Source organism: Bradyrhizobium sp. NBAIM14 (genome assembly GCF_020193895.1).
Classification (GTDB): Bacteria; Pseudomonadota; Alphaproteobacteria; order Rhizobiales; family Xanthobacteraceae; genus Bradyrhizobium; species Bradyrhizobium yuanmingense.
The window spans coordinates 307,894-334,320 of record NZ_JADYVQ010000006.1; the positions used below are offsets into that span (position 1 = coordinate 307,894).

Sequence of the window (26,427 nt, forward strand, 5' to 3'; positions counted from 1 at the left end):
GCCTAGATCGTGATGTAGCCGGTGGCGAGGCCGTGAATGCCGACGGCCGCGCCGATCGCAGCCACGATGAAGATGCCCCACTCCCACGGTGCAAAAATCCGCGCCTTCTGTTGGACCCGCGCCCAGACATACAGCGCCGTGCCGGGCACGTAGAGCAGCGCGGATAGCAGCAGGTATTTCATTCCGGCCGCGTAGATCAGGAAGAGTGTGTAGATGACGGCGATGCCGGTGAAGATCAGATCTCGTCTGTGCTCGCCCGCGCTCTTCTCGTACGTCTCGCCGCGCTTCACCAGCAGCAATCCGTAGGCGGCGACCAGGAAGAACGGAATGAGGTTCATGACGCTCGTGAGATTGAGCATCAGCGAGAAGGCATCCCGGGACCAATATGTGCTGACGACGAAGAGCTGCACCACGATATTGGTCAGCCAGAGCGCGGCGGCCGGCACCTTGTTGGCGTTCTCGGTACCGAACACGCGCGGCATGTCCCGGGTTCGACCGGCCGCCGAAAGCACCTCGGCGCAGATCAGCGACCAGGCGAGATAGGCGCCGAGCACCGAGACCAGGAGCCCGATGCTGACGAAGACGGCACCCCAATGTCCGACCACTGCCTCCAGCACCGTGGCCATTGACGGTTGCCGCATGTCTGCAATCTCCGCACGCGGCAGCACGGCATAAGGCAGCATGGTGACGAGCACCATCAGGCTCGTGACGACCAGGAAGCCCATGATCGTCGCCGCGCCGACGTCGGACCGCTCTTTGGCGTAGCGGGAATAGACGCTGGCCCCCTCGATCCCGAGAAAGACGAACACCGTGACCAGCATGGTCGCGCGGATCTGCTCGAAGAGTCCCGTGTCCGGCATGCCCTCGCCGCCCCAGAAATTGGCACGGAACAGGTCGGCCTTGAAGGCAAGGATCAGGATGACGATGAAGATCAGGATCGGCACGATCTTGGCGATGGTGACGATCGTATTGATCGCGGCGGCCTGCTGCACCCCGCGCAGGATCATGAAGTGGAACAGCCAGATCCCGATCGAGGCTACGACGATCGCGATGACCGTATTGCCGTCGCCGAACACGGGAAAGAACGCGCCCAGGGTCGATTTGATGAGGACCCAGTAGGACACGTTGCCGATGCAACTTCCCATCCAGTAACCGAGCGCCGACAGGAATCCGGGATAGTCGCCAAAGCCCTCTTTCGCATAGGCATAAACACCGGCATCCAGACCAGGCTTTCGCTCGGCCAGAGACTGGAACACGCGCGCCATGGTGTACATGCCACCGCCTGCGATGCACCAGGCGAGGATGGCGCCGAAGGGACCGGTTGCGGTGCCGAAGGTTCTGGGCAGCGAGAAGATGCCGGAGCCGACCATGGAGCCGACGACCATTCCCGTCAGTGCGAACAATGAGAGCTTCTGGGCCGATGTCGTCGCAGTCATTGAATGGCCTCGAAGAGCGAGCGAAGACCGACGCCGTCATCGATGTCTCGAACGATGCGTTGCCGACCTCCTCATTGCGAGATCGAACCATGCGCCGTGGCCTCGGCCCGGCCCATCAGGTGATTACCTAGTCGCTGTCCGGGATTACCCTCGCGCCGGGCTGGAAGCATCGGAAGCTGGCGCCATTTCTTTCCCGCCGAACCAGGCGACATACAAGGTCGGCAGCAGCACCAGAGTTAGAACGGTTGCGACGAGCAGGCCGCCCATGATCGCAAAGGCCATCGGCCCCCAGAAGACGGTCGGCGCTATCGGGATCATGCCGAGTACGGTTGAGACGGCCGTCAGCATGATCGGACGAAAGCGGGAGCTGCTTGCATCCACTGCCGCCTGCCAGGGCCCCTTCCCTTGCAAGCGCTCCGCCTCGATTTGCCCGATCAGGATCACCGCGTTCTTGCTAATCATGCCAAGCAGCGCCAACACGCCGAGGATGGCGACGAAGCCCAGCGGCCGCCCGGACACGAGCAGCGCCGCGACGACGCCGATCAGGCCGAGCGGCGCGACGCTAACGACCATCAATAGTCGCGGGAAGCTCTGCAGCTGCACCATCAGCACCGTAAACATGACGAACAACATCATCGGTACGACTGCCGTCACAGACGACCTCGAATTTCGACTCTCCTCCACCGTGCCGCCGACCACGACATCGTACGAACGCGGCAGAGTGGCCTTCAGCTTGGCGATAGCGGGAGCCAGCCGATTGACCACCGTCTCCGGCGGCATCTCGTCGGGAACGGCGGCCCGCACCGTCAGGGTCGGCATGCGATCGCGCCGCCAGATCAGCGGAAACTCCTGACCGTATTCGAAGGTGGCAAACTGGCTCAGCGGAACGGTCTGCCCTCCCGGGATCGGCACCTGCAGCGTCCGCAAGCTCGGCAGCGAGACGCGCTGCTCGTCCGTTGCGCGGGCCAGCACATCGACGAGGTAGATATCGTCCCGCACCTGGGTCACGGGCAGGCCGGAGATCACGGTGTTCAGAACGATTGAGATCGCCTGCGAGCTCAGGCCGAGACGGCGCGCCTCATCCTGGTTGACGCGAACGCGGATCTGGCGATCCGGCTCCATCCAGTCGAAATTGAGGCTCTTGGCCCTCGGATCGGAGCCGACGATCCGCGCGACTTCGACCGCGATGTCACGCACGAGCTCGACGTCGGGACCGCTGACGCGATACTGCAGCGGCCATCCCACGGGGGGACCGAGCCCAAGCGGCGAAACCGAGGAGATGGCGTTCGGGAATTCTTCCACAAGGAACCGTTCCAGCTTGGCATGCAGGCGCTCGCGTGCCGCGACGTCTTTGGCCACAACGACCGCCTGGGTGAAGAAGTCATTCGGCAGCTCGACGCTGAGCGGCAGATAGAAGCGGATCGCACCGCGCCCGACATTGGTACTCCAATGACCAACGTCGGGATCACCGGTCAGTACTTGATCGAGGCGCTTGGCCGCCGCCTCGCTGGCGTAAATCGATGCATTCTGCGGCAGGCCGATGTCCACAAGAAGTTCCGGCCGGTCGGACAATGGAAAGAACTGCTGCGGAACCAGCGGAAGCGCGAGCACAGAAGCGAGAAAAGCGCAACCGTCGCGCCGATCGTCAGCCATTTGGCGCGGATCGCCAGGACCAGGAAGCGCCGGTACAGGCGAAAGGCCATTCCCGGCGCATCGGCTGTGGTCTTGGGCGGCGCGAGGATAGCGACGCCGAGCAGCGGCGTGAAGATGACGGCGACGAACCACGACGCCAGGAGAGCGATCGTAACCACCACAAACAGCGAGAACGTGTATTCGCCGGCCGCGCTGGCTGCAAAGCCCACCGGAATGAACCCGGCGATCGTTACGAGTGTGCCCGTGAGCATGGCGAATGCATGCGTGCGAAAGGCGTAGGCCGCGGCCGCGATCTTGCCGTCGCCCAGCGCCAACCGATTAAGCGTGGCGTCCGTCGTCGTCATGGCATCGTCGACCAGCAGCGCGAGCGCGATGATGAGAGCGCCGAGTGAAATTCGCTGCATATCGACGCGAAGAAGTTCCATGCTGGGAAACACGATCGCGAGCGTAAGCGGAATAACCAGTGCGATGATGAGGCCCGGCCGAACGCCGAGGCTGATGAAGCTCACGACGAGGATGATCGCGATCGCCTGCACCAGCGAGGTCATGAACTCGCGGATCGCTTTGTCCACCACGACGGCCTGGTCGGCCACGAGGCTCGGTTCGATTCCGATCGGCAGATCGGCCGTGATCTCTGCCATCACCGCCTTGATGTTCCTGCCGAGAACGAGAATATCGCCGCCCTCGCGCATCGCGATCGCGAGCCCGATCGCTGGACGACCGCCGACCCGGAACAGCGGTTGCGGCGGATCGGCATAGCCTCGCCGTACCGTCGCGAGATCGCTCAGACGTAGCGTGCGACCGCCCGCGCTGAAGTTGATGTCGGCAATGTCCTGCTCCGACTGGAACGCCCCGGAAACCCGAAACGAAATTCGCTCGGTCCCGGTCTGGATGGTGCCGGCCGGGCTCACGATATTCTGTGCCTGCAGGGCGGCGATCAGAGCCGTGCGATCGACCCCAAGACTTGCGAGTTGCCGTTTCGAGAACTCGACGAAGATCACTTCGTCCTGCGCACCCAGCAGTTCGATCTTCGCGACATCGGGCACGTCTAGAAGACGCGAGCGGACCGCCTCGACCCGGTCACGCAGCTCGCGCTGGGTAAATCCATCACTGGTGAATCCATAGATGATCCCGAACGTGTCGCCGAAATCGTCATTGAACGCTGGTCCCACGATGCCCACCGGCAGCGTGTGACGGATGTCCCCGATGGATTTCCTCACCTGGTACCAGGTATCGGAGACGTCCCTTGCGTTGGCGCTCCCCTTCAAGTTCACGAAAATAGTGGTGAGACCGGCCCGAGTGAAGCTGCGCAGGAAGTCCAGATGTGGCGTCTCTTGCAACCGCCGCTCGAGCCGTTCGGTCACCTGCTTCATCGTCTCTTCGGCCGTCGCTCCAGGCCAGGCCGCTTGAACAACCATAGTCCTGATGGTGAATGCAGGATCTTCGTTCCGGCCCAGCCGCAGATAGGACAGCACGCCGGCGACGACGGCGGCAATCATCAGATAAATGACGAGCGAGCGGCGCCCGAGCGCCCATTCCGAGAGGTTGAGCCCGGTCATGGCTCCGACCCAAGGACGCGCACCCGCTGACCCGGATGAAGTGCCTGGACGCCCGCGGTCACCACGACCTCGCCTATGTCCAAACCTTGCGAGATGATCACCTGCGCCTGATCGAACCTCAAGACGTCGACATTGCGGATGGCGACCGTCTTCGTCGCGGGATCCAGGATCCAGACCGCCGGCTGGCGATTCATCCTGGTCAGCGCCGTTGCCGGAATGTCGATCATTGGTCCGGCGCTCATCTCGACGCGCCCCGTGACAGTCGCCCCCAGCCGCATCGCGGCAGGGGGATCACGAAGTCCTATCTTGATCTCAAAGGTTCGCGTAACCGGATTGGCCTGCGCGGCAACCTGCCGGATACGCCCTTCCGCGGTCACCGCTGGATCGTCGGTCAGACTGACGCTCACCAGCAGATTGGCCGGTGCCGCGCGGACGAATTGAGCCGGCATGTCGAAGACCGCGTCTCGGCCATCCTGCCGCGCGATCCGCGCAATCGTCTGTCCGGCCTGGACGACCTCTCCGGCGGCGGGCCCCGTTTCGGTTATCTTGCCCGGTGCATCGGCCCGCAGCTCGGTGAAGCTGACCTGGTCGTGGGCGGAATTCAACTGAGCTTCGGCCATTTCAACATTCGATTGCGCAGTCTGTTGCGCCTGCGTCGCGGCCTCGAAGTTGGCGCGCGTGGTCCATCCCTGCGCCAACAGAGTCTGCTGGCGTTCGAAATGATTGCGTGCCTGAGTGAGCTGGCCCTGAGCTGCGGCAAGAGCGGCCTGCGCCTGCCGCAACGCGCTGAGTTGGTCCTGCGATTCAAGCTGCGCCAACAGCTGGCCGGCCTCGACGCGCTCACCGAGCCGGATGTCGCTCGAGTGCAGCCGACCGGAAATTCGAAATGCCAGATTCACTTCGTCTTCGGCTTCGATGCGGCCGGAAAATGTGAGGGGCGTGAGTTGATCCCGCTTCTCGACTGTCATGGTGCGGACGGGACGCGCCGGCGCCGGAAGGGAGTCCGTCGCCGCCTCCCTCTCACAGGCGACCAGCAACAGCGCAGAAACTCCTGCAACAAGCGTCGTACTCATTGACCGCAGCTGCATGAATTGACCCATCCGTGCCGCTGAGGATTTTGCGGAGAATTCATCCTGCTTGTATCGGTAAATCTACTGAGCATCCGCGGGTGCAATCGTGAACGAACATCCGGCGGAGCCGAAAGATTCCGGCAGCGAAGTCAGGCGATCACCCGACAGCCCAAGCGCGCAGACGGTGCATAAGCCTGCAGCTGCCGCCGTTGCGGCGCATGCGATCCCTTCGTCAAAGCCGCGGCGGGTTTGACGAGCCTGCGATCCGCGGCTCCACGTGATTGCTCAACGACAAGGAGAAACCAAGATGACAAAGCTGGCTTTGCTCTCCGCTGCCGTCTTCATTGCGCTCAGTGCCATGGGCTCGTGGACGCCAGGACAAGCGCAGGATCTGGCATGGTGCAGAAAGTTCAGGGGAACGCTGACCTGTGTGTATGACACTCGCGCCCAATGCCGCGCGTCGGTGAGCGGGCGGTCCGGCACCTGCGTCCCGAATCCGCGCCGCTAGATGCCGCAATTGATCGCCGAGGTAGCATCGATCGGGCGGCGCCAGCAATTTCACTTTGCGCCGCCCCTTCGGGACGCAGTCTACAGCGTCCAATCTCATTCGGAACATTCCCCACCGGGACCGAGGGTTTTCTCCGATCCCCTGAGGCAGCTCTCGCGCGGTAGCTTCCTCGGGTCCGCTTGCATGCTCCAACGGGAGGTCTTCATGTCAGATCTGGTCGCCATCGTATATCCGTCCGAGGCGAAGGCCGAGGAAGTGCGTCAGCAATTGCTCAGGCTGCAGAAGGAATATCTGATCACGATCAGTGACGCCGTGATCGCCGTAAAGACGGACCAGGGCAGCATCAAGCTCAACCAACTCGTCAACACGACCGCCATGGGCGCGGTGACGGGAAGCTTCTGGGGCCTTTTAATCGGTGTCCTCTTTCTCAATCCGATCCTCGGAGTTGCCGTAGGCGCAGCGTCGGGTGCGCTCGGCGGCGCACTTTCGGACGTCGGCATCGACGATGCCTTCATGAAGAGTCTCTCCGCCAGCCTTCAGCCCGGCAACGCCGCCCTGTTCGTCCTGATCAAGCACATGACCGCCGACAAGGTGATCAAGGAGATCAAGGACGCGGGCGGCGTCGTACTCAAGACCTCCCTCGACGAGACGAAGGAAAAGGCGTTGCGCGATGCCCTCGCCAGCACGGTGGAGCGGCCGGCGGCCTGAGCCGCCGCCCTTCCCTTCTCAACGGCGGCCGCCCGCAAGACGCAGCAGCATCAGGAACAGGTTGAGGAAATTGAGATAGAGCGACAGCGCGGCAAGGACCGACTTTCGCCCCGAAGCGGTTTGGTCATCCGCGCTGTCGTACATCGTCTTGATCCGCTGCGTGTCATAGGCCGTCAAGCCGGCAAACACGCCGACTCCTACGATCGAGATCAGCCAGTCGAGCGCAGTCGACCACAGGAACAGGTTGACGACGCTCGCGAAGATGATCCCAATCAGCCCCATGAACAGGAAGGTACCCAATCCCGAAAGGTCGCGCCGGGTCGTGTAGCCTAAGACGCTGAGCCCGCCGAACATTGCAGCAGCGATGACGAAGACGCGGGTTATCGATGAACTGGTGTAGATGTGTAGTAGGATCGAGAGCGAGATACCGACCAGGGCAGCATAGAGGAAGAACAGCAGGCGCGCAGTTGGCACCGACAATGTCTCGATGCGCGAGTTGAGAAAGAACACCAACCCAAGCGGCGCCAGGATGAAAACCCACATCAGCGGGCTCTGCAGCAGCGCGGGGCCGGTGACCTGATAGGTCAGGCCGGCGGCGACGGCGGTCAGGGCGACACCAGCGGCCATGTAGCCATAGATCCGCAACATGTACTGGCGCAGTCCGGCATCCACGGTGATCCGGCCGCCGACGACGTCTGTCGCCGCCAAGTTCTGATCGAGATTCGACATCGCATCCTCCTGTGCAGCCCCCTAAAGCGCGACCACGCTAGGCTCTGCTTCGACGGAACAACATCGGACAATCACCCGAAGACATCAGGTGAAAACCACTCTTGCCCGAATGGGGACGGCATGGCGCTGATTGCCGATCCGTAAGACTGGAACCTGCTTCGGGGTCGTAAGACTTTTGACTGAGGCACCTTGCGCTTTTGTCACTGGAGGGCGCGATGACCTAACCGGAGGCATGCGCTTCTTCTTCCATATCACCGATCGATACGGCGTCTCGCCCGACACGATCGGATGCGATCTTAGCGAGCAGGATGCGGCCGTCCTACATGCCAGGCGCCTGGCGGCCGAACTCGCCAAGTCCGGCGAGTTCTTCCGTGGCAGCGTCGTGCTGGTCGCGCGGGATACGTTGCCGACGTCCTGGCACAAGGGCGGGGACGACACCGCCGCTTCCCGTGGCGATATCTGAACCGGCGGCCACCGATTTCCTGCCTCTCTTCCTACAGACAATCCCTGATGTGCGCACGCGGTAGGTGGCTCTAAGGTTCCGGGAGGGAGGCCGCGAATGCAGCCGCCTCGGATCGGAAGGCATCCATCATGGCTGCTTCGACAAGCGAGGCCGATCAGAAGCTTTCGCGCAATGCGCTGATCGCCCTGGTGATCGGGTCGATGGTCGGCTCCGGCATCTTCGCATTGCCGGCTCAGTTCGGGCGCACCACCGGCGCTTTGGGAGCGATCATTGCCTGGATGATTGCTGGCACCGGCATGTTGACTCTGGCCTTGGTGTTCCAATCGCTATCCCGGCGCAAGCCGGAGCTCGATGCGGGCATCTACGCCTATGCCAAAGCCGGTTTCGGTGACTACATCGGCTTTGCGTCCGCCGCCGGCTACTGGATCGGCTGTTGTCTAGCCGACGTCGCCTGCCTCATCCTGATCAAGGCCACGCTCGGCCAATTCTTCCCCGTGTTCGGCGACGGCACCACGCCGGTAGCCATCGCTTCGGCCTCCGTGCTGCTTTGGAGCGTCCATATTCTGGTGCTGCGCGGCATCAAGGGGGCTGCCGCGCTCAACATGGTCACAACTTTCGCGAAGATCATCCCCATCGTGCTGTTCATCGTGGTGGCTGCGGCCGCCCTGAACCGCGGGCTTTTCTCCGACAATTTCTGGGGAACGACCGAGCCCGACGCCGGGCAGGTGTTGAGCCAGGTCCGCAGCACGATGCTGCTCACGGTGTTCGTCTTCGTCGGCATCGAGGGCGCGAGCGTGTATTCGCGTTACGCACGAAGGCGCGACGACATCGGTATCGCGACGGTCACCGGCTTTCTGACCGTTCTCTGCCTTCTCGTGCTCGTGACACTCCTGTCCTACGGCATCCTGCCGCGGAGCGGGCTCGCGGACCTGCCGACACCATCGATGGCAGGCGTGATGGAGGCCATGGTCGGCCGCTGGGGCGGTGTGTTCATCAGTATCGCATTGCTGATCTCGATCCTCGGCAATTACCTGTCATGGTCCCTCCTTGCGGCCGAGATCCTGCACTCAGCGGCCATTCAGCGCACGATGCCGGCCTTTCTGGCGCGCGAGAACGTTCACAAGGTCCCTGTCGGCGCGCTCTGGCTCACCAACTGCGTGATACAGGCGTTGCTTCTTGTGAGTTGGTTCGCCGAATATGCCTTCACGCTCGCCCTCAAGATGACGAGCGCAATGACACTGGTCCCGTATTTCCTCGTGGCGGCTTACGGCCTGAAGCTCGCATGGACTGGTGAGGCTTATGCTTCCGGCGAGCGCGCCCGCACCAGCGAGGGGATCTTCGCGGCTGTCGCGACGCTCTACGCGGCGGGAATGATCTACGCCGGCGGGGCGAAATTTCTCCTGCTATCCGCGATCCTCTACGCGCCGGGAACGCTGCTGTTCCTGATCGCCAAGCGCGAACGCAAGGAGCGGCTTTTCAGGCCGGTCGAGTCCGTCCTGTTCGGCGCGGTGGCCATCGCCGCGGGGATCGGAATCTACGGCCTGGCTGTCGGAGCCATCGCGATCTGACCGATGTCGCTGACCGCATGGAGGCGAGGATGAAGATGTGGATCAACTATCGTACCCTGTTCCTCACCGCAGTCGTAGCCGCCACTCTGCCGTCAAGCATTTCCCCGGCTCAGCCGAAGGACGATACCGTGGCCGCGCCGAAGCAAACCGGCACGGCCGCCCCGGGCGATGCGAGGCCCAACATCAACACCAACACGAATCCATTCAAGCATCGCTATTGGCGTCATCGCGGCGGCAAGCATCCGCATTTTGGCAGCCGCCGTGTTCGCTCGTGAGGCGTGACCACATGACGGCGGACCGATCGATGAGCGACGCCAGGGTCGGATCCGAGCGGGTCCGCGGCCTCGTTCGGAATGAGAGCCCGATCGACGAGTCGGTCCAACCCGGACGACCGAGCCTGCTTGCGATCGGCCTCACCGTGCTCGTCGTGGCCGTGGCCCTCTTCCTGGTCTGGCAAACGGTGTCGAGTCTCTTGATCGTGTTCGCAGGCGTGCTTTTCGCAGCCTTTCTCGATGCCGCAGCCCGGGCTCTGGCGCCGGTTCTTCCTCTCAGCCGCGTCTGGCGTCTGACGCTCGTTCTCCTGCTGCTGTCGGCGCTGGCAGGCTTCGGGCTGGCCTGGGGGACCGGTAAGCTGCCGGAGCAGACGCGTGTGCTGCTGAAAGTCATGGATGCCCAGGTCGACATCCTGCAAGAGCATTTGTTGTCTTATGGCGTGGATCTGCTCGGCCCGGAATGGGGGCGTGACTTCGCGCAGTGGCTGTTCGCCGACCAGGGTCGGTTCCTCAGCCATGCGCAATTCCTGCTCGGCGGCGCCTCGAGCCTTTTGACCGCCGTGCTCGTGATCTTGTTCCTCGGCATTCTCTTCGCCTTCGATCCCATCAGCTACCGCGACAGCGTGGTCGTGCTGGTCAGGCAATCTTACCGGGCCCGCGCGCGCGAGGTGATGGACGAGATGGGCACCGTGATGCGGCTGTGGTTCGTCGGCCAGTTGATCCGCATCATCCTGATGACGCTCTTCGTCTGGCTTGCCCTTTACCTCATCGGCCTGCCTGGCCCATTCGTTCTCGGATTGCAGGCAGGATTGTCGAACTTCATCCCCTATCTTGGGCCAATCGTCGCCGCGATCCCGATCGCGCTCGTTGCGATGCCGCTCGGAGCCTCGCCGCTGATCTGGGCGGTCGCGGTCTACACCATCATCCAGTCGATCGAAGGTTACGTCATCGGCCCGCTGATTCAGCGGCATGCGGTCGAGACCCCGCCAGCCTGGACCCTGGTCGCCATCGTCCTGCTGGGCGCCTTGTTCGGCGTCATGGGCATTGCGCTCGCGATGCCGCTCGTCGCGGTCGGACGGGTGGCGATCATCAGGTTGTATGTCGAGGATTATCTCGGAGACAGGATCGAACCGGCAACGACCGATCCCCCAATCCTGGGTGAGCAGCCATGAGCGAAACGGATGCACAGCAGCGTGAAGACCACGTGCCTCAACAGGCTCGCTCGGGAATGGGGCGTCTTGTCTGGCAGCAGCTTCCGTACGCCGTCGCGCTGCTGCTCGCCATCGCAGGAGTTGCCTATACCAACGTCTCCCACCAGCCGCTGATCGGCTATTGGGAATTCCTGGCGCTGGCGATCGGGGTGGTCTGCGTCATCACCAAATGGCCGGAGATCGGGGGCAGGGAGGGCCAGATTCGTCTGATCTGGACCCAGGCGCTGCACTGGATCGCCGTCCTGATCACGATGAACATCATCCTGGTCTCCGGCGTTCAGCAACTGCTCCCGACGCCGGCAACCGGTCTCGTCCTGCTGACGCTGCTCGCGCTCGGCACATTCCTCGCAGGCATCAGCCTGTTGTCATTGCAGATCGCCTTTCTCGGCCTTGCAATGGGCGCAGCCGTCCCGGCGATCTCGTGGCTGAAGCAATCCATCTTCTTCTTCCTGCTCGGCGCCGTGCTGCTGATCGGGCTGGCCATTTCGTTCTGGCTGCGCCGGGACGACGGCCCGCCGCGGGCGCCGACCGAAACAAAGCACCAGGCGGAGGCTTGAATGCGACAATTGCCATATCTCGCGGCCGTCGGCGCAGTGGCGGTGCTGTTGACGATTCCCTCGCCCGCAGGAGCCGAGAGATTTAGAATAGGCAGGCTGCTATGCTTCTCGGAGCCACGCGTTGGACTGGTGCTCGGATCGACGCAGTCGCTGCGCTGCGTGTTCGATGGGGTGCGCCCTGCCCGCCGCTACATCTACGAGGGACGGATCAGACGCCTCGGCCTTGATCTCGGCGTGACCAGCGCCGGCACGCTGTCCTGGGCCGTGTTCGCCAGGACTTCGCGGATTGGTGCCGGCACTTTGCGCGGCAGCTATGTGGGCGCGAGTGGCAATTTCGCTCTAGGCCCCGGCCTCGGCGCCAACGTCCTGATTGGCGGCTCGCGCAGGAGCATCATGCTCCAGCCGATCTCGATCGAACGCTCGATCGGGCTCAATCTCGCGGCCGGCGTGACCCATCTGACACTGGGCCCGCGCGGACCGCGATGAGCCGTGTCCGCTCAGGAAAGGTCGCAACAAGTTGGAATGAGAATATTCCCGCCCCTCAACTCCGGGTTTCGTCCGATGTTGGACCTGCTGGTTCAAGTCTAGGATCGAAGGCGTGTCGATCGGAGCGTAAGCACCCAGGAGGTTCGCATGACCGTCTACGACAGCCGCGACGATCTCAACACGCTGGGTGCCCCACCGCTATGGGCTTGCGCTCTCCTCGGAATTGTCCTGATCGCCGCCGGCCTCCTCGCCCTCGGCGATCTCGCCTTCGCCACGATCATCAGTGTCAAGTTCATTGGGCTCACCGCAATCGCTGCCGGCGCCTTCGAGATCGCGCATGCGTTCTGGACAAAGGGTTGGGGCAGTTTCCTGTGGCGGATCATTCTCGGTGCGCTCTACCTCGCCTTCGGCCTGATCCTTCTCACCCAGCCGGTGTCGGGTGCACTGATCCTGACCTATTTCCTCGGCGCGCTGCTATTCGCATCCGGCGTCGTTCGATGCGTGCTGAGTTTCGCCTATTGGCGACAGAACGGCTGGATGATGCTGATCTCTGGCGTTTTCGCCATGGCCGCCGGCGTGCTCATCCTGTTTGGCTTCCCGGATATTAGCGTCTGGGCGCTCGGCTTCCTGCTCGGCGTCGACCTGATCTCACATGGCCTCGCATGGCTGCTCTACGCCCTGCAATCGCTGCGATCGACTGCGTGACAGAGGAGGACGACACATGGTTGGTTCCAGCCGCCGAGCCTTCCTAGGCTTTGCAACGAGCGCCCTTGCCGCTGCCGCGCTCGGCGCCACCGGCGTGCGCTTGATCGACGTTGCCGAAGCGCTGCCGATCGATCCAGATCCGCGACGCGCCACCACGTCGTCAGAACTGATCAAGACGCAGTGGGGACCGCCTCCGCGACCCGGCTGGGGCCCTCCACCGCGCCGTCGCCGCCACCGGCGCTGGGTCTGCTGGTGGCATCGCGGCCGACGTCGCTGCGGTTGGCGTTGGGTCTAGGCGGGTCTCCGAAGCCTTGCGAAGCTGATGGAGGTAACGATGCGCGACAGGAACCAATGGGCGATCGCCGCCTTGCTGGCCGGTCTGCTGGTCGGGGCGAGCTGGTTTTGCGTGTCGGTCTGGCGATCGACGCCGATGCCCCTCTATGGAAACGTCATCCTGACCGGAGCCGTGATTCTCATCCTGATCCTAGGCTGCGGCCTGATCGCGCTGATGTTCTACAGCCATCGCAAAGGTTACGACGAACCAGCCCGCAGCAACAGGACGCAGCGCGAGTAATGCAGTCCGCCAGACGCCGAACGAAGTGACGTCGGCGTTCGGAGCTCTGGAACACGGAGCGGACCATGAACCTTGCTGACGTCGCGACCAGATTACTGGCGGCAGGATTGGTTACGGTCTCGATCGGCGGGACTGTCCGGACCCAGCCGACGCCTTCCACGCCTGCCGTCGGCGTTGTGGAGGCAACGCGCCGGCTGATCACCGAAAGCAACGAGTTCCTCGGCCGAGTTGAGGCGGTCAACCGGGTCAACGTGACGGCCCGTGTCACCGCCGCTCTGGAGCAGCGGCTGTTCAACGAGGGTGCCGAGATCAACAAGGGCGACCAGCTCTATCGGCTGGAGCGCGGCCCATTCGAGGCCGATCTCGCAGCCAAGCAGGCGCAGGTGGCGCAACTCGAGGCGATGCTGGAAAACGCCAGGCTGACGACGGAGCGCGCGCACACCCTTCTCGGCGGGCCGGCCGGGCAGCAATCGACCTATGACGCCGCGCTCGCCACCCAGCGCAGCTTACAGGCCCAGGTCCAGGCTGCCCAGGCGCAGGTCCAGGCCTCCCAAATCAATCTCGACTACACCGTCATCAATGCTCCGATCGACGGCAAGATCGGTCGCACGGCGGTAACCGAAGGCAACATCGTCGGGCCCTCCTCCGGCGTGCTGACCACGATCGTCAGCCAGGACCCGATGCACGTCACTTTCCCGGTGCCGCTGCGAGAGGGGCTCGAGCTGCGCGAGCGGTACCTCCCACAAGGCGGTCTCGAGGCGGTGACGATCAGGCTGCGGCTGCCGGACGGCCGTACGTACGGTCAGTCCGGCAGACTGAACTTCGTCGACAACAGCATCGCCCAGAATACCGACACGATCATGGTCCGCGGCGAGATTGCCAACCCGATCTTGCGCGCCCCGTCTGCCGCAGGCGTGACCGCGCACGAGCTGACCGACGGCGAGTTCGTCACCGTTCTGCTCGAAGGCGTCCAGCCGATCGAAGTACTTGCGATCCCACGCGCGGCGGTGTTGTCCGACCAGCGCGGCGACTATGTTCTCGTCGTCGGCAAGGACAATAAGGCAGAGGAGCGGCGCGTTCAGCTCGGACAATCGACCGCAACAATTGCCGCCGTCATCGGCGGGCTTGCTGCCGGCGACAAGGTGATCGCCGAAGGGTTGCAGCGGGTTCGCGCGGGTCAGACCGTCGCTCCGGATGCAGCAAGCGCACTCCTGCGGTCGAGCATGGACGGCGCAGCGAGCGAGGCGCCACCGCGGAGCGGCCGCGGCACTCCGATCCGGCCCCACGCCGCGGACCGCACTCCATGATATCGGGCGTCTTCGTCGATCGTCCGCGCCTTGCGATAGTGATCGCACTTCTCATCACCATCGCCGGCGCGTTGGCACTCACGCAAATTCCCGTGGCGCAATTTCCGGATATCGTGCCGCCGCAGGTGACCGTCTCCGCGACCTTCCCAGGCGCGTCCGCCGAGGTCGTGGAAAGCAGCGTCGCCCAGCCTCTCGAAGCGCAGGTGATCGGCGTCGACCGCGCGCTCTACATGAAATCGACAAGCGGCAATGACGGCAGCTACACGCTCACCATTTCGTTCGCGCATGGCACCAATGCCGACATCAACACGGTCAATGTCAATAATCGCGTGCAGAGCGCGCTGTCGCAGTTGCCGACGGAGGTGCAGCAGCAAGGCGTGAGGGTGCAGAAGCGATCCTCGTCGATCCTGCAGTTCCTCGTGCTCTACAGCGCCGACGGCCAGCAGGATCCCCTCTTCATCACCAACTACGCCATCATCAACGCGCTGGACGCGATCGCGAGCACGCCGGGCGTCGGCCAAGCGAACCTGTTCGCAAAGATGAACTATTCGATGCGAATCTGGTTCGATTCGCAGCGGCTCACCAGCCTCAGCTTGACCCCGTCGGACGTGATTGCCGCCATCCGCGCGCAGAGCGTCCAAGCTGCCGTCGGCCGCATCGGCGCGCGGCCGATCAGCGACGATCAGCAGTTCCAATTCAACGTGCAGACCCTCGGCCGACTCGCCAGTGCCGATCAATTCGCCAACATCGTGCTGCGCGCAAATCCCGACGGATCCTCGCTGCTGGTGAAAGATGTCGCGCGCGTCGAGATCGGTGCGCAAAACGTCGACAGCGAGGCGCGGATCGACGGGCGCGCCGCCGTTCCGATCGCAGTCTACCTTGCGCCGGGAGCGAACGCGGTGACCACGGCGCGAGCGGTGGCCGAGACGATGCAACGGCTGTCAACGCGATTTCCGCCTGGACTGAGCTATCTCGTCCAATACGATTCCACGAGCTTCGTTCGGGACACGATCGCGGAGGTCTTGCGGACACCGGCCGAAGCCTTCGTCCTCGTGATGCTGGTGGTCTATATCTTCCTCGGTAGTCTCCGTGCGACGGTGATCCCGGCCATCGCAGTACCGGTGAGCCTGATCGGCACGTTCGCAGTTCTGCTCGCGTTCGGCTATTCGGCCAATACGGTATCGCTGCTCGCGATGGTCCTCGCCATCGGCATCGTCGTCGACGATGCCATCGTCGTCGTGGAGAATGTCGAGCGCGTCATGGCGGCGGAACCAAGCCTGGCTCCAGCCGAAGCCACCAAGAAAGCCATGACCCAGATCACCGCGCCGATCATCGCGATCACTCTGGTGCTGCTCTCCGTGTTCGTGCCGATCGCGTTCATTCCCGGCATTTCGGGCACGTTGTTCCGTCAGTTCGCCGTGACGATCAGCGCCGCAATGTTGATTTCGGCGCTGAACGCCCTGACGCTATCCCCTGCACTGTGCGCGCTGCTGATGCGCCACGGCAGACGGCCCCGCGGCATCATCGGACGTGTACTCGGCGGCATCGACTGGTTGCGCGAGCGCTACGGCAACGGCGTCCGCTACCTCGTGCGCCGGGCCGCGCTCTCGCTGCTGCTGGTTGCCGTCTTCGCCGCCGGCGTCTTCGGTGTCTCGATCATTACTCCGACGGGATTCCTGCCGGAGGAGGACCAGGGCGCCTTCTTCACCTCGGTGCAGCTCCCGGACGGCGCGTCGGTCGCACGCACCAGCCAGGTTACCCGCCAGATCGAAGACGTCCTGAAACAGATGCCGGCCGTCGATCACGTGCTCGCGGTGATCGGCTTTTCACTGCTCGATGGCGTCTCCCAATCGAACAGCGCACTGGTGGTGGCGCGGCTCAAGCCATTTTCCAACCGGACAGCGGCCGCAGACTCGGCGCAGGCGCTAATCTCCAGGACATTCGCAGCCGGTGCCCAGGTACGACAAGCCAATGTGCTGCCGTTCAACCTGCCGCCGATCATCGGCCTCTCCACCGGCGGCGGATTCGAGTACCAGCTTCAAGCTCTGGAAGGACAGGGCCCAGCCGCGATTTCGAGCGTGACAAACGCCCTGATCGGCGCCGCCAACGCCGATTCGCGGCTCACGCGGGTGTTCTCGACCTTCACCGCGACCAATCCGTCGCTCTATCTCGACGTCGACCGGCGAAAGGCCCAAGCGCTAGGCGTCGCGGTCAATGACATCTTCATTGCGCTGCAGGCGACGCTCGGCGGCGTCTACGTCAACAACTTCAACCTGTTCGGACGCACCTGGCAGGTCAACATTCAGGGCGACGCATCCGATCGCGCCCACGTCTCGGATATCTGGCGGATCTACCTGCGCAACAACAAAGGCGAGATGGTGCCGATGCGGGCGCTGGCCGACGTCATGGTCGTAACCGGGCCGCAGGTCATCACTCGCTACAACAATCATCGTTCCGTGACGGTGAACGGCAGCCCTGCGCCGGGGACCTCTTCGGGCACCGCGCTATCCGCGATGGCGCAGATCTCCGACGCCGTTCTGCCGTCCGGCTACGACTTCGCCTGGACCGGCACCGCCTTTCAGGAGCAGGGAGCGGCAGGTCAGACCGGAATCGTGCTCGCGCTGGCCGTGATGTTCGCCTATCTGTTCCTGGTCGCACTTTACGAGAGCACGGTGATCCCGATCCCGGTGCTGCTGTCGGTGGTCGTCGGTGTGCTCGGATCTTATTTCGGCATCATGATTGCGCGCCTCAATCTCGACCTCTATGGCCAGATCGGCCTCGTTGTGCTGATCGCTCTTGCCGCCAAGAACGGCATCCTGATCGTCGAGTTTGCGAGGGAACAGCGGGAGGCGGGTATCCCGATCTGTGAGGCCGCGGTTCAGGGTGCCCATATGCGTTTTCGTGCGGTCATGATGACGTCACTTGCGTTCATCCTCGGCCTTCTGCCGCTGGTCATTGCGACCGGAGCTGCCGCGCTGAGCCGCAGAGCAGTGGGCACCGCTGTCTTCGCTGGTATGCTCGCAGCAAGCTCGATCGGGATCTTCCTGGTGCCGATGCTCTACGTCACCTTCCAGCGCATACGGGAGCGCGCGAAAGGCACAATCAAAAGCGGCTAAGAATGCCCGATCCTAACAAAAACATAGAACGTAACGAAAGAATGTCGTCTGGCTTAGATGAGCTACTTCGATGATTGAGGAGTACGCTGCCGCATTACGAGAGATTATTAGTAAGCTGCGCAGAAAATTGAACCAAGTTTACCCGGGTAGAGCTTTCATAGAGCGCTATTTCCACAGTTGGCACCCCGATTCCTGCTCCGCCGGTGTACAGAGAATCCCTAATGTACGGGACAGACGGCGTCTCTAAGCTGGCGGACTGGAAGGCTCGGGGACCCCGCTCAATCCGCGGAACGTACCTCTACGCGGGTCCTTTGGTGCAACGGAGCTCACATCAAGCGGAAGCTGGCGCAAGTCGAATGTAGCAGCATAGGGACCCGACCTTGCCACGAATATTCTGATGAATGGCTCTCGCCAAATGGTCACGGTCCGATGGTCGTCGGTCGAGCGAATCGGAACGAACTCGTGTGCGGCGTGACAACTCCCGCCGGGCTCCGCGCCGCTGGCGAGAGAACACAACATGCTAGGAAGGAACACTGCAAATGCGGATAGCCGAGTGTGCCACGATCATTGTTGCGACGTGCACCTTTCTCACGCCGGCAGAGCCGCAAGAGCGAATTGCAGTCACCGTCTTCGAGAACGTGCGCATCTTTGACGGGAAGAGCGAGACGCTTTCCGTCCCATCGAATGTCGTCATCCGCGGAAACATCATCGAGCGGATCGTGACCGCTCCCATTCCAACCGATCGTCGCGTGGACGCCCGCGTCATACAAGGCGGTGGACGCGTGCTGATGCCCGGGCTCAGCGACATGCACTGGCACGCGATGATGGTCCGTCCGACACCCGCGCAGATGCTGTCGAGCGACCTCGGATATACGACGCTGCTGGCGAGCGCGGAAGCGACAGCGACACTGATGCGCGGATTCACGACAGTCAGGGACATGGGCGGCCCCACCTTCTCACTCAAACGCGCGATCGATGAAGGTCTCGTCCCGGGTCCTCGCATCTATCCATCGGGAGCCGTCATCACGGTCTCCGGCGGCCATGGAGACTTCCGCGAGCTTTGGGAGCTGCCGCAAAGTCAGGGCGGAGCAAGCCGCGTCGAACAGCTCGGCGGAAGCATCATCGCGGATGATCCCGACGAGGTCCGCAAGCGCGTGCGCGAACAGCTCATGCAGGGCGCGGCCCAGGTCAAGCTGACGGCAGGGGGAGGCGTCGCCTCGCCTTTCAGCCCACTTGATGTGACCACATTCAGCGAAGCGGACTTGCGTGCGGCCGTCGAAACCGCCACCGATTGGGGGACGTATGTTGCAACACACGCATATACACCGAGCGCAATTCGACGTTCCATCGCCGCGGGCGTCAAAGTGATCGAGCATGGTCATCTCATGGATGAACCGACTGCACGCCTCATCGCCGAGAAGCAAATCTGGCTGAGCACTCAGCCGTTCGTAGACCTCGGCGGCGCAGCCATGCTCCCGCCCGCCCAACAGGCGCAGATGCGCCAGGTTGTTGCGGGAACGGACACCGTGTACGGGTTCGTCAAGAAGTTTGGGATCAAGACCGCCTTTGGAACAGATATCCTCTTCTCGAAGCCACTGGCAGAGCATCAGGGTCAGGGCATCGTAGACCTCACGCGGTGGTTCACGCCGGCGGAAGCGCTGACGATGGCGACCTCAACCAATGGAGAGCTGCTCGCGCTTTCCGGAGCGCGGAATCCTTATCCCGGCAGGATCGGAGTGGTCGAGGAAGGCGCATTGGCCGATCTCCTGCTCGTCGATGGCAATCCGCTGGAAGACATTCGCCTCATCGAGGACCCCGCAAATAAGCTTGTCGTCATCATGAAGGATGGGATCATCTACAAAGACAACAATCCCAAGTGACCTATTCTCACGGCTGCGCCTGTGACCGATAGTGATGGCCTGTCACCCTGCCTGACGGACATCAAACCGGATATTTCAACAACCAGCGCAGACCTTTCGCTTGGGTAAGCCGAGATGTGATGGACTCCAAGGGCCTGACCGACTTCATGAGCTCCGAGTCCACGAAGTGGGCCGGGATCATCAAGAAGATCGACATCGAGCCGATGTAGCGATGCTTGGCGAAGACCTTTCGTTCCAATCCGCTTGGCGCCTCCAACCTGACCGCATCATGATCTAGATGCTGCGCGGTTGCGTTCCTCTGCATGCCGGCCTCGCAATACGCGACCGGCACCGTCGTCGCCATCGATGGCGGCTTTCTGGCAGGATAGTCAGCCGTCTCCGATCGGCCGCAGATCGTGCCAGAGTTGAAGATGCGGAAGCTCGACAAGGATGCCGTGCGTGGTCCTCTCGCCGCCCTAGGAGTGAGCAGGCCCGGACGGCGCCACGTCCAAGCGGACCGCGATCCCGTCCAGATCCGGGGTCGGCGCTGGATAATGCATCATGACGAGCGGATCGTGACCTGGAACGATGTGGTCCGCATCCGGCGCTGCGGCGCGCAGTTTGTCGAACCCCGCCAGCATGTCGCCGACATGAAACGCCGTCGTAAAAGGACGCTCGCTGGTCAGGTTTTCGTAGAAATGACTGACGTCGGAAGCGAGCACGACCGGACCGCGGCGCGTGTTGGCCCGGACGAATTGAAGCCCGGCGGAATGTCCCCCCGCCGCATGGACCGTCAGCCCGGGAGCGATCTCAGCATCGCCATCGTAGAACAGGACTCGGCGCGCATAGTTCAGCCGCACGATGCCGCAAACGTCCTCGACCTCGAAAGAATGCGACAACCTCGGATATTGCATGTAGCGGCCGGTGGCGTAGGCAAGCTCGCGCTCCTGGAGATGAAATCGTGCGTTCGGAAAGCGGTCGAAATTGCCGGCATGGTCGTAGTGCAGATGTGTGAGGATCACGTCCTTGATCTCGGCCGGCTCGATATCGAACGCCACAAGAGTCTCCACCGGGCAGCGCAAGAATGTCCGCCTGCGCTGCTTCGCAATTTCGGCGTTGAATCCGGTATCGATGACGAAGGTGCGCCCACCTCCCCGCGCCAGCCACATGAAATAGTCCATCGGCATCGGCCCGTCATGCGGATCGCCGCCGATGAAGTGGTCGCTCCGCTGCGCATCCCGCGTTGCGTAGCGGATGGCGAAGAGTTCGTAGATCGGGTCAGCCATGGATTTGCTCAGGAGCCGGCCGCGTCGACCTCGTTGAAGGCCTCGCGCGCATTGCGGAAGGCGTCGATGCCGGCGGGCACGCCGCAATAGACCGCGACCTGGAGCAGGATCTCCTTGATCTCCTCCTTGGTCAGCCCGTTCTTCAACGCGCCCTTCACGTGCAGCTTCAGCTCGTGCGGCCGGTTCAGTGCGCCGAGCATCGCCAAATTGACGATCGAGCGCGTGCGACGGTCGACGCCGGGCCGCGTCCACAGCGCGCCCCAGCAGAATTCGGTGGACCATTCCGCCATCGTGCGCGTGAACTCGTCGGCACCGGCGATCGATTTGTTGACGTAGTCCTCGCCGAGCACCTCCTTGCGGACTTTGAGGCCCTTTTCGAACAGTTCGGTCTTGGTCATGATCGTCCCTTTCACGTCTTGCGAGAGTCTAGATGGAAGTTGTTCGGCGCATCGCCGAGGGCGGCCACAACGATCGCAGCAGTTCGGCGACGTCAGCCACCGCATCGAGACGCCAGACGGCGTCGATGACACCGTCCGCGTCCCAATTGCTCTGGCCCGTTCGCACGCTTTCGCGCAGCTTGGCCTCGAGATCGCGATCTTCAAGCGGCGCTGCCCGGCTGCCGCGCGGCGAGATGACGGTCTCGGTGAAAACCTCGCCGGACGACAGGCGCACGGTCACGCGTGCCGCACCATCCGGCATCCCGTCATCCCACTCCGCCCTCACCTTCTGCCGCAGCTGCACAATATCGGGCCGGACGACCGTCTCGCGTGCAAACTCGGCAACGCCGGCTCTGCCGAGCAGCAATCCGCACGCCACGCAATGATGGATGCTGACGCGCGCATCGCGCTCGTTGTTGACGGGGCGGTCGCCGCGCGCAAGCAGCAGCGTCGAGCCTTGAACGGTCACGGTGTCAATCTGGTCGAATCGCCGACCGATCCGCTCCCGCAACTGAAGGCAGGCATCAATGACCGCATGAAAAACGATGCCGGCGGGATAGGGCTTGTAGGTGTTCTTGGCGATCTCAAAGGTCTTGCCGAGACCATCAAGCAAGCGGGCAATATCCGGCTCGTCACCCATGGTGCGTGCCCAACCGAGCGGGCCTTCAATGGCGTGGGGGGCTGCCTCATAACCCTGCTCTGCAAGCAGCGCCGCAAACAAACCGTTGCGCGCCGCGTTACCGACGCTGACATTCTTCGCGGCACTGGGCAGGTTCTCGACATTGCCGGCCGACTGGCTCGCCGCGAGCCCGATGGCATTCGCAATGCCCTCCGCGGGCAGGCCCAATAGTTTGGCGCAAGCCGCCGCGGCGCCAAAGATCCCGCAGGTCGAAGTGATGTGCCAGCCGCGCGCATAATGGCGCGGCGAAACGGCGGCGCCGATGCGGCATTCGACGTCCACACCGAGGATGAACGCCGTCAACAATTCGCGTCCAGACAGTTTATGCGTCTCCGCGAGTGCGAGGACTGGAGCTGCGACCGGTGCCGCCGGATGAATGATCGTCTCGGGATGGGTGTCATCGAAATCGAGCAGATTGGCCGAGATGGCGTTGAGAAACGATGCGCACATCGCGTCCATCGGCTGCGAATGACCGATGACCGTCGCGGTCGCGGCGCCGCTGAACGGCGACAGGGTTCGCATCGCCGCCATCACCACCGGATCGCGTGCGGAGCCGAGTGCCGTGGCGAAGAAATTCAGAATCGAGCGTCGCGCCTCGCCGCTCTGCGCCTCCACGTCCGCCCACGACGTCGCCGCGACGAAATCGGCGAGCGTCCTGCTCACGCTGGGAATTGGGTCTTGCGGCACGCGGGGCGTCTTCCTCGTTTTTCGGACCTTATGCCGATCCGCGGCAAACTGTCGACCCCAAATGTTATGCTTGACAGCTTGTCTGACAATCATAACAATCCGGCACGCTGGCACGGGAACCCGCCGCCGCAACGACGGCGGTCGTCAGGGCCGGCCGGCGAACTGACAACGACAAGATCAAGACGGCGCGCCCCGCGTGGGATCGCGCGAGAGGGAGTGAACGATGGCGGGAGAGACGCTCGGTGTGATCGGAACGGGCCGCATGGGCGGCCCCATGGCGGGGCGGTTGATGGACGCGGGCTATTCGCTCGTCGTCTACGACACGCAGGCCTACGCGACGCAGCCGCTGGTCAAGCGCGGCGCCTTGGTCGGCAAGTCGCCGGCCGACGTCGCCTCGCGCGCCGACATCGTGCTCGCCAGTCTGCCGACGCCAGACATCGTCAAGGCCGTCACTCTCGGCGAGGACGGCATCAGCAGCGGCAACCGCGCCAAGATCGTCGTTGATCTCTCGACCTCTGGTCCCGGCGCGGCGAAGCTCGTTGCGGAAGGGCTGAAAGCCAAAGGCATGACGCTGGTCGATGCGCCCGTCAGCGGCGGCATCAAGGGCGCCGTGAACGGCACGCTTGCCGTTATGGTATCGTGCCCGCAAGCGACTTACGACATCGTGCAGCCGATCCTGAAGAATTTCGGCAAGCTGTTCTACACCGGCGACAAGCCCGGCGTGGCGCAGACCGCCAAGCTCGCCAACAATCTGATGGCGGCGGCGGCGCTGGTGATCACGTCGGAAGCGGTCGCCATGGGCGTCAAGGGCGGCGTCAACGCCAAGGTGCTGATCGATATCATCAACGCCAGCAGCGGCCGCAACAGCGCCTCCGAAGACAAATTTCCCCGTTCGGTGCTGCCGGGCACGTTCGATTTCGGATTCGCCACCGGCCTTTCCTACAAGGACGTCCGTCTCTGCGTGGACGAGGCCGAGGCCATGGGCGTGCCGATGGTCTGCGGCGCAGTGGTACGGCAGATGCTGGCGATCACCAACGCCAAATACGGCCCGTCATCCGATTTCACCTCGATCGCCAAGGTGCTCGAGGAGTGGGCCGGAGTCGAGATGCGCGGCTGAGCGCAAGAGCCTTTGGGAGAAACACTTGCGATGACGAACGGCCCGACCGGATCAGACAAGGTATCGCTCGCGCGCCAGATGGCGCGGAGCGCACTTGCCGTTGATCTCGGAGATTTCGGGCCTGAAGTGGTCGCCAAGGCCAAGCTCTGCCTGCTCGACTTCCTGTCCTGCGCCTTCGAGGCGGGCCATCATCCCTGGAGTCGTCAGGCAATCGCGATCGCACAAGGTGGCGGCAGCGCAACCATCGTCGGAATGTCGCGACTCTCCTTGCCGGCCGATGCCGCCTTCGCCAATGCCGTGATGGGGCACGGACTCGTGCGGGAAGACATGCATGCCGCCAGCATTGCGCACCACGGCGTGGTGATCTGGCCCACATTGCTCGCGCTGTCCGAACAGTCGCAGCTGCACGGCTCAAGGCTGCTCGCAGCCGCGATAATCGGCTATGAGACCGGCGCGCGGATCGGCCGCGCGTTGCTGACCTCCGATCTCGCCCGGCTCTATCGTCCGACCGGCCTCGTGGCCCCTCTGGGCGCGGCGCTCGCCGGAAGTTTCGCGCTCAACCTGTCCGAAGACGCAGCGACCAGCGCCATCGCGATCGCAGCCAACACGTCCAGCGGTCTCAACGAGTGGCCGCATGCAGGCGGCTCCGACATGTATTTTCATCCGGGCTTCGCCGCCAGCAATGCGATCAAGGCAATCGGCCTCGCCGCAGCCGGCGCTTTCGGCTCCGAAACGATCCTCGAAGGCGAAGCGGGCCTGTTCGCCGCCTATGGTCGCCGGGCCGCGCCCGACAGCATCGCGCTGTTCCCGAATGGCGAATGCGAGATCGTGGCGGTCTACAACAAGCCGGTCCCGGCCTGCAATTTCGCGCAGACCGCCGCGCAAGCGGCCCTTCGCGTCTCGCACGAACTCGCCGGCACCGAGGAGATCGACAGCGTCGTCGTTCGCGCTCCCGATGCCGCCGTGCGCTATCCTGGGTGCGCCTCCACCGGCCCGTATCGGAACGCGCTCCAGGCCAAGATGAGCATTCCCTTCAGCGTCGCGGCCACCCTCGTGAGGGGCGAGATCGAGGAAGGCAACTACGCCGAACTCGATGATGTCGATATCATCCGCCTGGTTGCGATCACGAAGCTTGAGCCGGATGTCGGCTTCACTACCGCGTTCCCCGACAAGCAGGGCGCGGATGTGACCGTGCATCTGCAGAGCGGCCGGACGATCCGGCACGCGCTACCCGACGTCATCGCCGCAACGCCTTCAGATATTCGCAAGCGCTTTCGCACTGCCGCTCAGGGAGTCCTCGGTGAGGACCGCGCGTGCCGGTTGGAGCAACTCATCGAGGACTGCGAACGGCTCGGCAATGCCGGCGACATCGCAGCACTATGCCGCCTGGACACGGCGGAACGGGTTTTACGATCGGCATCATAAGAAGTGCCGGAGAGTACGGGGGAAACATGGTCGACTTCGAGACCCGCTTAGGTTCGTCAGCCGCGCGGAGGCGAAGCTGATGGAAGGATTTTTGCAAGCGCTCGCCGCGGGCCTTCTGATCGGCGCCGTCTACGGCCTGATGTGCGTCGGGCTCGGCCTGATCTTCGGCGTCATGCGCGTCATCAACTTCGCCCATGGCGATTTCATGATGCTCGGCATGTACACTGCCTTCTATCTGTTCACCGCCGCCGGCGTTCAGTCGTTCTTCGGCAATGCGGTCGGACCGTTCGTCTCCATCCTGCTGGCCGGCCCCGTGCTTGCCGTATTCGGCTACTTCGTCCACCGGGCACTGATCTCGCACGTCTCGGGGACGCGCACCGCCTCGCTCGAAGGCGAGGGACACTACGCCCAGCTGATCCTCACGCTGGGCATCGCGCTGATCCTGCAGAACGGCGGCCTCATCGTGTTCGGCTCGGTGCTGGCCTCGATCCGCACGCCGCTGTCGAGCTCGGCCTGGGAGCTCGGCCCCTTCTTCGACATGAGCATCTTTCTCAACAAGGCGCGCAGCATCGACATGATCGTTTCGCTGATCATGATGATCCTGCTTTCGCTGCTGATCACGCGCACGCGGATCGGCAAATCGCTTCGCGCCGCCGCGGATAATCCGACCGCCGCGACCTATATGGGCATCGACGTCGACCGCGCGCACCGAACCGCCTTCGCGCTCGGCTGCGGCATCACGGCGATCGCCGGCGGCCTCCTCGCTACGAACTATCCGTTCCACCCGTTCGTCGGCCTCGAATACGTCATCGTCATGTATGCGGGCGTCGTGCTCGGCGGCATGGGCAGCATCATCGGCGCGTTCTGGGGCGGCATGACGATCGGGCTCGTGCAGCAGATGTCGACGCTGATCCTGCCGACGCAGCTGCAGAACGCCGCGATCTTCGCCGTCTTCCTCCTCATCATCTTCTTCCGACCGCAAGGCTTCTTCGGGCGGATGGTGGAGAGGACGTGA

Annotated in this window: 23 protein-coding genes and 1 pseudogene; 17 read left to right on the forward strand and 7 right to left on the reverse strand. The window is 63.2% G+C overall.

From position 1 onward, the window contains the following. Positions 1–2 precede the first annotated feature (2 nt). The 3 genes and pseudogenes from I6F28_RS17985 to I6F28_RS17995 all read right to left on the reverse strand — a co-directional run bounded on the left by I6F28_RS17985 (position 3) and on the right by I6F28_RS17995 (position 5,721). Positions 3–1,436 (reverse strand): basic amino acid/polyamine antiporter, encoded by a 1,434-nt coding sequence (locus tag I6F28_RS17985; RefSeq protein WP_225140399.1) that lies wholly within the window; start codon positions 1,434–1,436, stop codon positions 3–5. 144 nt (positions 1,437–1,580) lie between these two features. Beyond that, a pseudogene (locus I6F28_RS17990) lies at positions 1,581–4,648 on the reverse strand (efflux RND transporter permease subunit). Continuing rightward, positions 4,645–5,721 (reverse strand): efflux RND transporter periplasmic adaptor subunit, encoded by a 1,077-nt coding sequence (locus tag I6F28_RS17995; protein WP_225112299.1) that lies wholly within the window; start codon positions 5,719–5,721, stop codon positions 4,645–4,647. The pseudogene I6F28_RS17990 and the gene I6F28_RS17995 overlap by 4 nt, the downstream one beginning before the upstream one ends. A gap of 304 nt (positions 5,722–6,025) precedes the next feature. Between I6F28_RS17995 and I6F28_RS37800 the strand changes: the two genes are divergently transcribed. Both I6F28_RS37800 and I6F28_RS18005 read left to right on the forward strand, forming a co-directional pair. Continuing rightward, entirely contained in the window at positions 6,026–6,226 is a 201-nt protein-coding gene (locus I6F28_RS37800) for a DUF3551 domain-containing protein (protein WP_225140400.1), read from the forward strand. 204 nt (positions 6,227–6,430) lie between these two features. Continuing rightward, positions 6,431–6,934 carry a DUF1269 domain-containing protein gene (locus I6F28_RS18005; RefSeq protein WP_057026468.1) on the forward strand — a complete coding sequence of 168 codons (504 nt, stop codon included), beginning with the start codon at positions 6,431–6,433 and terminating at the stop codon, positions 6,932–6,934. 18 nt (positions 6,935–6,952) lie between these two features. Here I6F28_RS18005 and I6F28_RS18010 read toward each other — a convergent pair whose 3' ends face one another. Then, positions 6,953–7,663, reverse strand: coding sequence for a Bax inhibitor-1/YccA family protein (locus I6F28_RS18010; RefSeq protein WP_225140401.1), 711 nt, complete (start codon positions 7,661–7,663; stop codon positions 6,953–6,955). A gap of 232 nt (positions 7,664–7,895) precedes the next feature. On the opposite strand from I6F28_RS18010, the gene I6F28_RS18015 reads away from it, so the two are divergent. From I6F28_RS18015 to I6F28_RS18070, 12 genes are all read left to right on the forward strand, one after another. Beyond that, on the forward strand, positions 7,896–8,126 hold the full coding sequence (locus tag I6F28_RS18015; RefSeq protein ID WP_036011495.1) for a DUF6894 family protein: 231 nt from the start codon (positions 7,896–7,898) through the stop codon (positions 8,124–8,126). Positions 8,127–8,254: 128 nt separating this feature from the next. Then, positions 8,255–9,694, forward strand: a complete 1,440-nt coding sequence (locus I6F28_RS18020) for a basic amino acid/polyamine antiporter (protein WP_225140402.1) — start codon at positions 8,255–8,257, stop codon at positions 9,692–9,694. 29 nt (positions 9,695–9,723) lie between these two features. Further along, the gene (locus I6F28_RS18025; RefSeq protein ID WP_036026659.1) at positions 9,724–9,969 is read left to right on the forward strand and encodes a hypothetical protein; all 246 of its coding nucleotides are present in this window, start codon (positions 9,724–9,726) and stop codon (positions 9,967–9,969) included. Between the two features lie 29 nt (positions 9,970–9,998). After that, a complete protein-coding gene (locus I6F28_RS18030; protein WP_036026660.1) occupies positions 9,999–11,138 on the forward strand; it encodes an AI-2E family transporter in 1,140 nt (379 codons plus the stop codon). Then, positions 11,135–11,734, forward strand: coding sequence for a hypothetical protein (locus I6F28_RS18035; RefSeq protein ID WP_225140403.1), 600 nt, complete (start codon positions 11,135–11,137; stop codon positions 11,732–11,734). Before I6F28_RS18030 ends, I6F28_RS18035 begins: the two co-directional genes overlap by 4 nt. After that, positions 11,735–12,220, forward strand: coding sequence for a DUF992 domain-containing protein (locus I6F28_RS18040; RefSeq protein ID WP_128262852.1), 486 nt, complete (start codon positions 11,735–11,737; stop codon positions 12,218–12,220). Positions 12,221–12,367: 147 nt separating this feature from the next. Then, complete coding sequence (locus I6F28_RS18045; protein WP_036026649.1) at positions 12,368–12,925, forward strand: HdeD family acid-resistance protein; 558 nt, start codon at positions 12,368–12,370, stop codon at positions 12,923–12,925. A 16-nt stretch (positions 12,926–12,941) separates the two neighbouring features. Then, positions 12,942–13,220 carry a twin-arginine translocation signal domain-containing protein gene (locus I6F28_RS37805; protein ID WP_157784060.1) on the forward strand — a complete coding sequence of 93 codons (279 nt, stop codon included), beginning with the start codon at positions 12,942–12,944 and terminating at the stop codon, positions 13,218–13,220. 39 nt (positions 13,221–13,259) lie between these two features. Further along, positions 13,260–13,499 carry a hypothetical protein gene (locus I6F28_RS18055; RefSeq protein ID WP_063822473.1) on the forward strand — a complete coding sequence of 80 codons (240 nt, stop codon included), beginning with the start codon at positions 13,260–13,262 and terminating at the stop codon, positions 13,497–13,499. 65 nt (positions 13,500–13,564) lie between these two features. Next, positions 13,565–14,806 carry an efflux RND transporter periplasmic adaptor subunit gene (locus I6F28_RS18060; RefSeq protein ID WP_225140404.1) on the forward strand — a complete coding sequence of 414 codons (1,242 nt, stop codon included), beginning with the start codon at positions 13,565–13,567 and terminating at the stop codon, positions 14,804–14,806. Beyond that, on the forward strand, positions 14,803–17,922 hold the full coding sequence (locus tag I6F28_RS18065; protein ID WP_225140405.1) for an efflux RND transporter permease subunit: 3,120 nt from the start codon (positions 14,803–14,805) through the stop codon (positions 17,920–17,922). Before I6F28_RS18060 ends, I6F28_RS18065 begins: the two co-directional genes overlap by 4 nt. Positions 17,923–18,461: 539 nt before the next feature. Then, positions 18,462–19,802: a metal-dependent hydrolase family protein gene (locus I6F28_RS18070; protein ID WP_225140406.1), complete on the forward strand. Its 1,341-nt coding sequence runs from the start codon at positions 18,462–18,464 to the stop codon at positions 19,800–19,802. A gap of 455 nt (positions 19,803–20,257) precedes the next feature. Here the strand turns inward: I6F28_RS18070 and I6F28_RS18075 are convergent, their stop codons facing one another. Genes I6F28_RS18075 through I6F28_RS18085 form a run of 3 tightly spaced genes read right to left on the reverse strand, consistent with a single transcriptional unit; the run spans position 20,258 to position 22,846 of the window. Further along, on the reverse strand, positions 20,258–21,067 hold the full coding sequence (locus I6F28_RS18075; RefSeq protein WP_225140407.1) for an N-acyl homoserine lactonase family protein: 810 nt from the start codon (positions 21,065–21,067) through the stop codon (positions 20,258–20,260). A gap of 8 nt (positions 21,068–21,075) precedes the next feature. Next, positions 21,076–21,465, reverse strand: a complete 390-nt coding sequence (locus tag I6F28_RS18080; protein ID WP_036011521.1) for a carboxymuconolactone decarboxylase family protein — start codon at positions 21,463–21,465, stop codon at positions 21,076–21,078. A gap of 28 nt (positions 21,466–21,493) precedes the next feature. Then, complete coding sequence (locus tag I6F28_RS18085) at positions 21,494–22,846, reverse strand: MmgE/PrpD family protein (RefSeq protein ID WP_225140408.1); 1,353 nt, start codon at positions 22,844–22,846, stop codon at positions 21,494–21,496. A gap of 247 nt (positions 22,847–23,093) precedes the next feature. Here I6F28_RS18085 and I6F28_RS18090 point away from each other — a divergent pair, with 247 nt between their 5' ends. From I6F28_RS18090 to I6F28_RS18100, 3 genes are all read left to right on the forward strand, one after another. Further along, entirely contained in the window at positions 23,094–23,987 is an 894-nt protein-coding gene (locus I6F28_RS18090) for an NAD(P)-dependent oxidoreductase (protein WP_225140409.1), read from the forward strand. Positions 23,988–24,017: 30 nt separating this feature from the next. Next, positions 24,018–25,412, forward strand: coding sequence for an MmgE/PrpD family protein (locus I6F28_RS18095; RefSeq protein ID WP_225140410.1), 1,395 nt, complete (start codon positions 24,018–24,020; stop codon positions 25,410–25,412). A gap of 79 nt (positions 25,413–25,491) precedes the next feature. Continuing rightward, positions 25,492–26,427, forward strand: a complete 936-nt coding sequence (locus I6F28_RS18100; RefSeq protein WP_036011532.1) for a branched-chain amino acid ABC transporter permease — start codon at positions 25,492–25,494, stop codon at positions 26,425–26,427.

Excerpts from the sequence above, each read along its gene's own strand:
- I6F28_RS18070 (WP_225140406.1), top strand. The coding sequence starts at position 18,462 with ATGCGGATAGCCGAGTGTGCCACGATCATTGTTGCGACGTGCACCTTT.
- I6F28_RS18080 (WP_036011521.1), bottom strand. The coding sequence starts at position 21,465 with ATGACCAAGACCGAACTGTTCGAAAAGGGCCTCAAAGTCCGCAAGGAG.
- I6F28_RS18005 (WP_057026468.1), top strand. The coding sequence starts at position 6,431 with ATGTCAGATCTGGTCGCCATCGTATATCCGTCCGAGGCGAAGGCCGAG.
- I6F28_RS18090 (WP_225140409.1), top strand. The coding sequence starts at position 23,094 with ATGGCGGGAGAGACGCTCGGTGTGATCGGAACGGGCCGCATGGGCGGC.
- I6F28_RS18010 (WP_225140401.1), bottom strand. The coding sequence starts at position 7,663 with ATGTCGAATCTCGATCAGAACTTGGCGGCGACAGACGTCGTCGGCGGC.
- I6F28_RS18035 (WP_225140403.1), top strand. The coding sequence starts at position 11,135 with ATGAGCGAAACGGATGCACAGCAGCGTGAAGACCACGTGCCTCAACAG.
- I6F28_RS18020 (WP_225140402.1), top strand. The coding sequence starts at position 8,255 with ATGGCTGCTTCGACAAGCGAGGCCGATCAGAAGCTTTCGCGCAATGCG.
- I6F28_RS18100 (WP_036011532.1), top strand. The coding sequence starts at position 25,492 with ATGGAAGGATTTTTGCAAGCGCTCGCCGCGGGCCTTCTGATCGGCGCC.
- I6F28_RS18025 (WP_036026659.1), top strand. The coding sequence starts at position 9,724 with ATGAAGATGTGGATCAACTATCGTACCCTGTTCCTCACCGCAGTCGTA.
- I6F28_RS18055 (WP_063822473.1), top strand. The coding sequence starts at position 13,260 with ATGCGCGACAGGAACCAATGGGCGATCGCCGCCTTGCTGGCCGGTCTG.
- I6F28_RS37800 (WP_225140400.1), top strand. The coding sequence starts at position 6,026 with ATGACAAAGCTGGCTTTGCTCTCCGCTGCCGTCTTCATTGCGCTCAGT.
- I6F28_RS18030 (WP_036026660.1), top strand. The coding sequence starts at position 9,999 with ATGAGCGACGCCAGGGTCGGATCCGAGCGGGTCCGCGGCCTCGTTCGG.
- I6F28_RS18040 (WP_128262852.1), top strand. The coding sequence starts at position 11,735 with ATGCGACAATTGCCATATCTCGCGGCCGTCGGCGCAGTGGCGGTGCTG.
- I6F28_RS18065 (WP_225140405.1), top strand. The coding sequence starts at position 14,803 with ATGATATCGGGCGTCTTCGTCGATCGTCCGCGCCTTGCGATAGTGATC.
- I6F28_RS18015 (WP_036011495.1), top strand. The coding sequence starts at position 7,896 with ATGCGCTTCTTCTTCCATATCACCGATCGATACGGCGTCTCGCCCGAC.
- I6F28_RS37805 (WP_157784060.1), top strand. The coding sequence starts at position 12,942 with ATGGTTGGTTCCAGCCGCCGAGCCTTCCTAGGCTTTGCAACGAGCGCC.
- I6F28_RS18075 (WP_225140407.1), bottom strand. The coding sequence starts at position 21,067 with ATGGCTGACCCGATCTACGAACTCTTCGCCATCCGCTACGCAACGCGG.
- I6F28_RS18060 (WP_225140404.1), top strand. The coding sequence starts at position 13,565 with ATGAACCTTGCTGACGTCGCGACCAGATTACTGGCGGCAGGATTGGTT.
- I6F28_RS18045 (WP_036026649.1), top strand. The coding sequence starts at position 12,368 with ATGACCGTCTACGACAGCCGCGACGATCTCAACACGCTGGGTGCCCCA.
- I6F28_RS17985 (WP_225140399.1), bottom strand. The coding sequence starts at position 1,436 with ATGACTGCGACGACATCGGCCCAGAAGCTCTCATTGTTCGCACTGACG.
- I6F28_RS17995 (WP_225112299.1), bottom strand. The coding sequence starts at position 5,721 with ATGAGTACGACGCTTGTTGCAGGAGTTTCTGCGCTGTTGCTGGTCGCC.
- I6F28_RS18095 (WP_225140410.1), top strand. The coding sequence starts at position 24,018 with ATGACGAACGGCCCGACCGGATCAGACAAGGTATCGCTCGCGCGCCAG.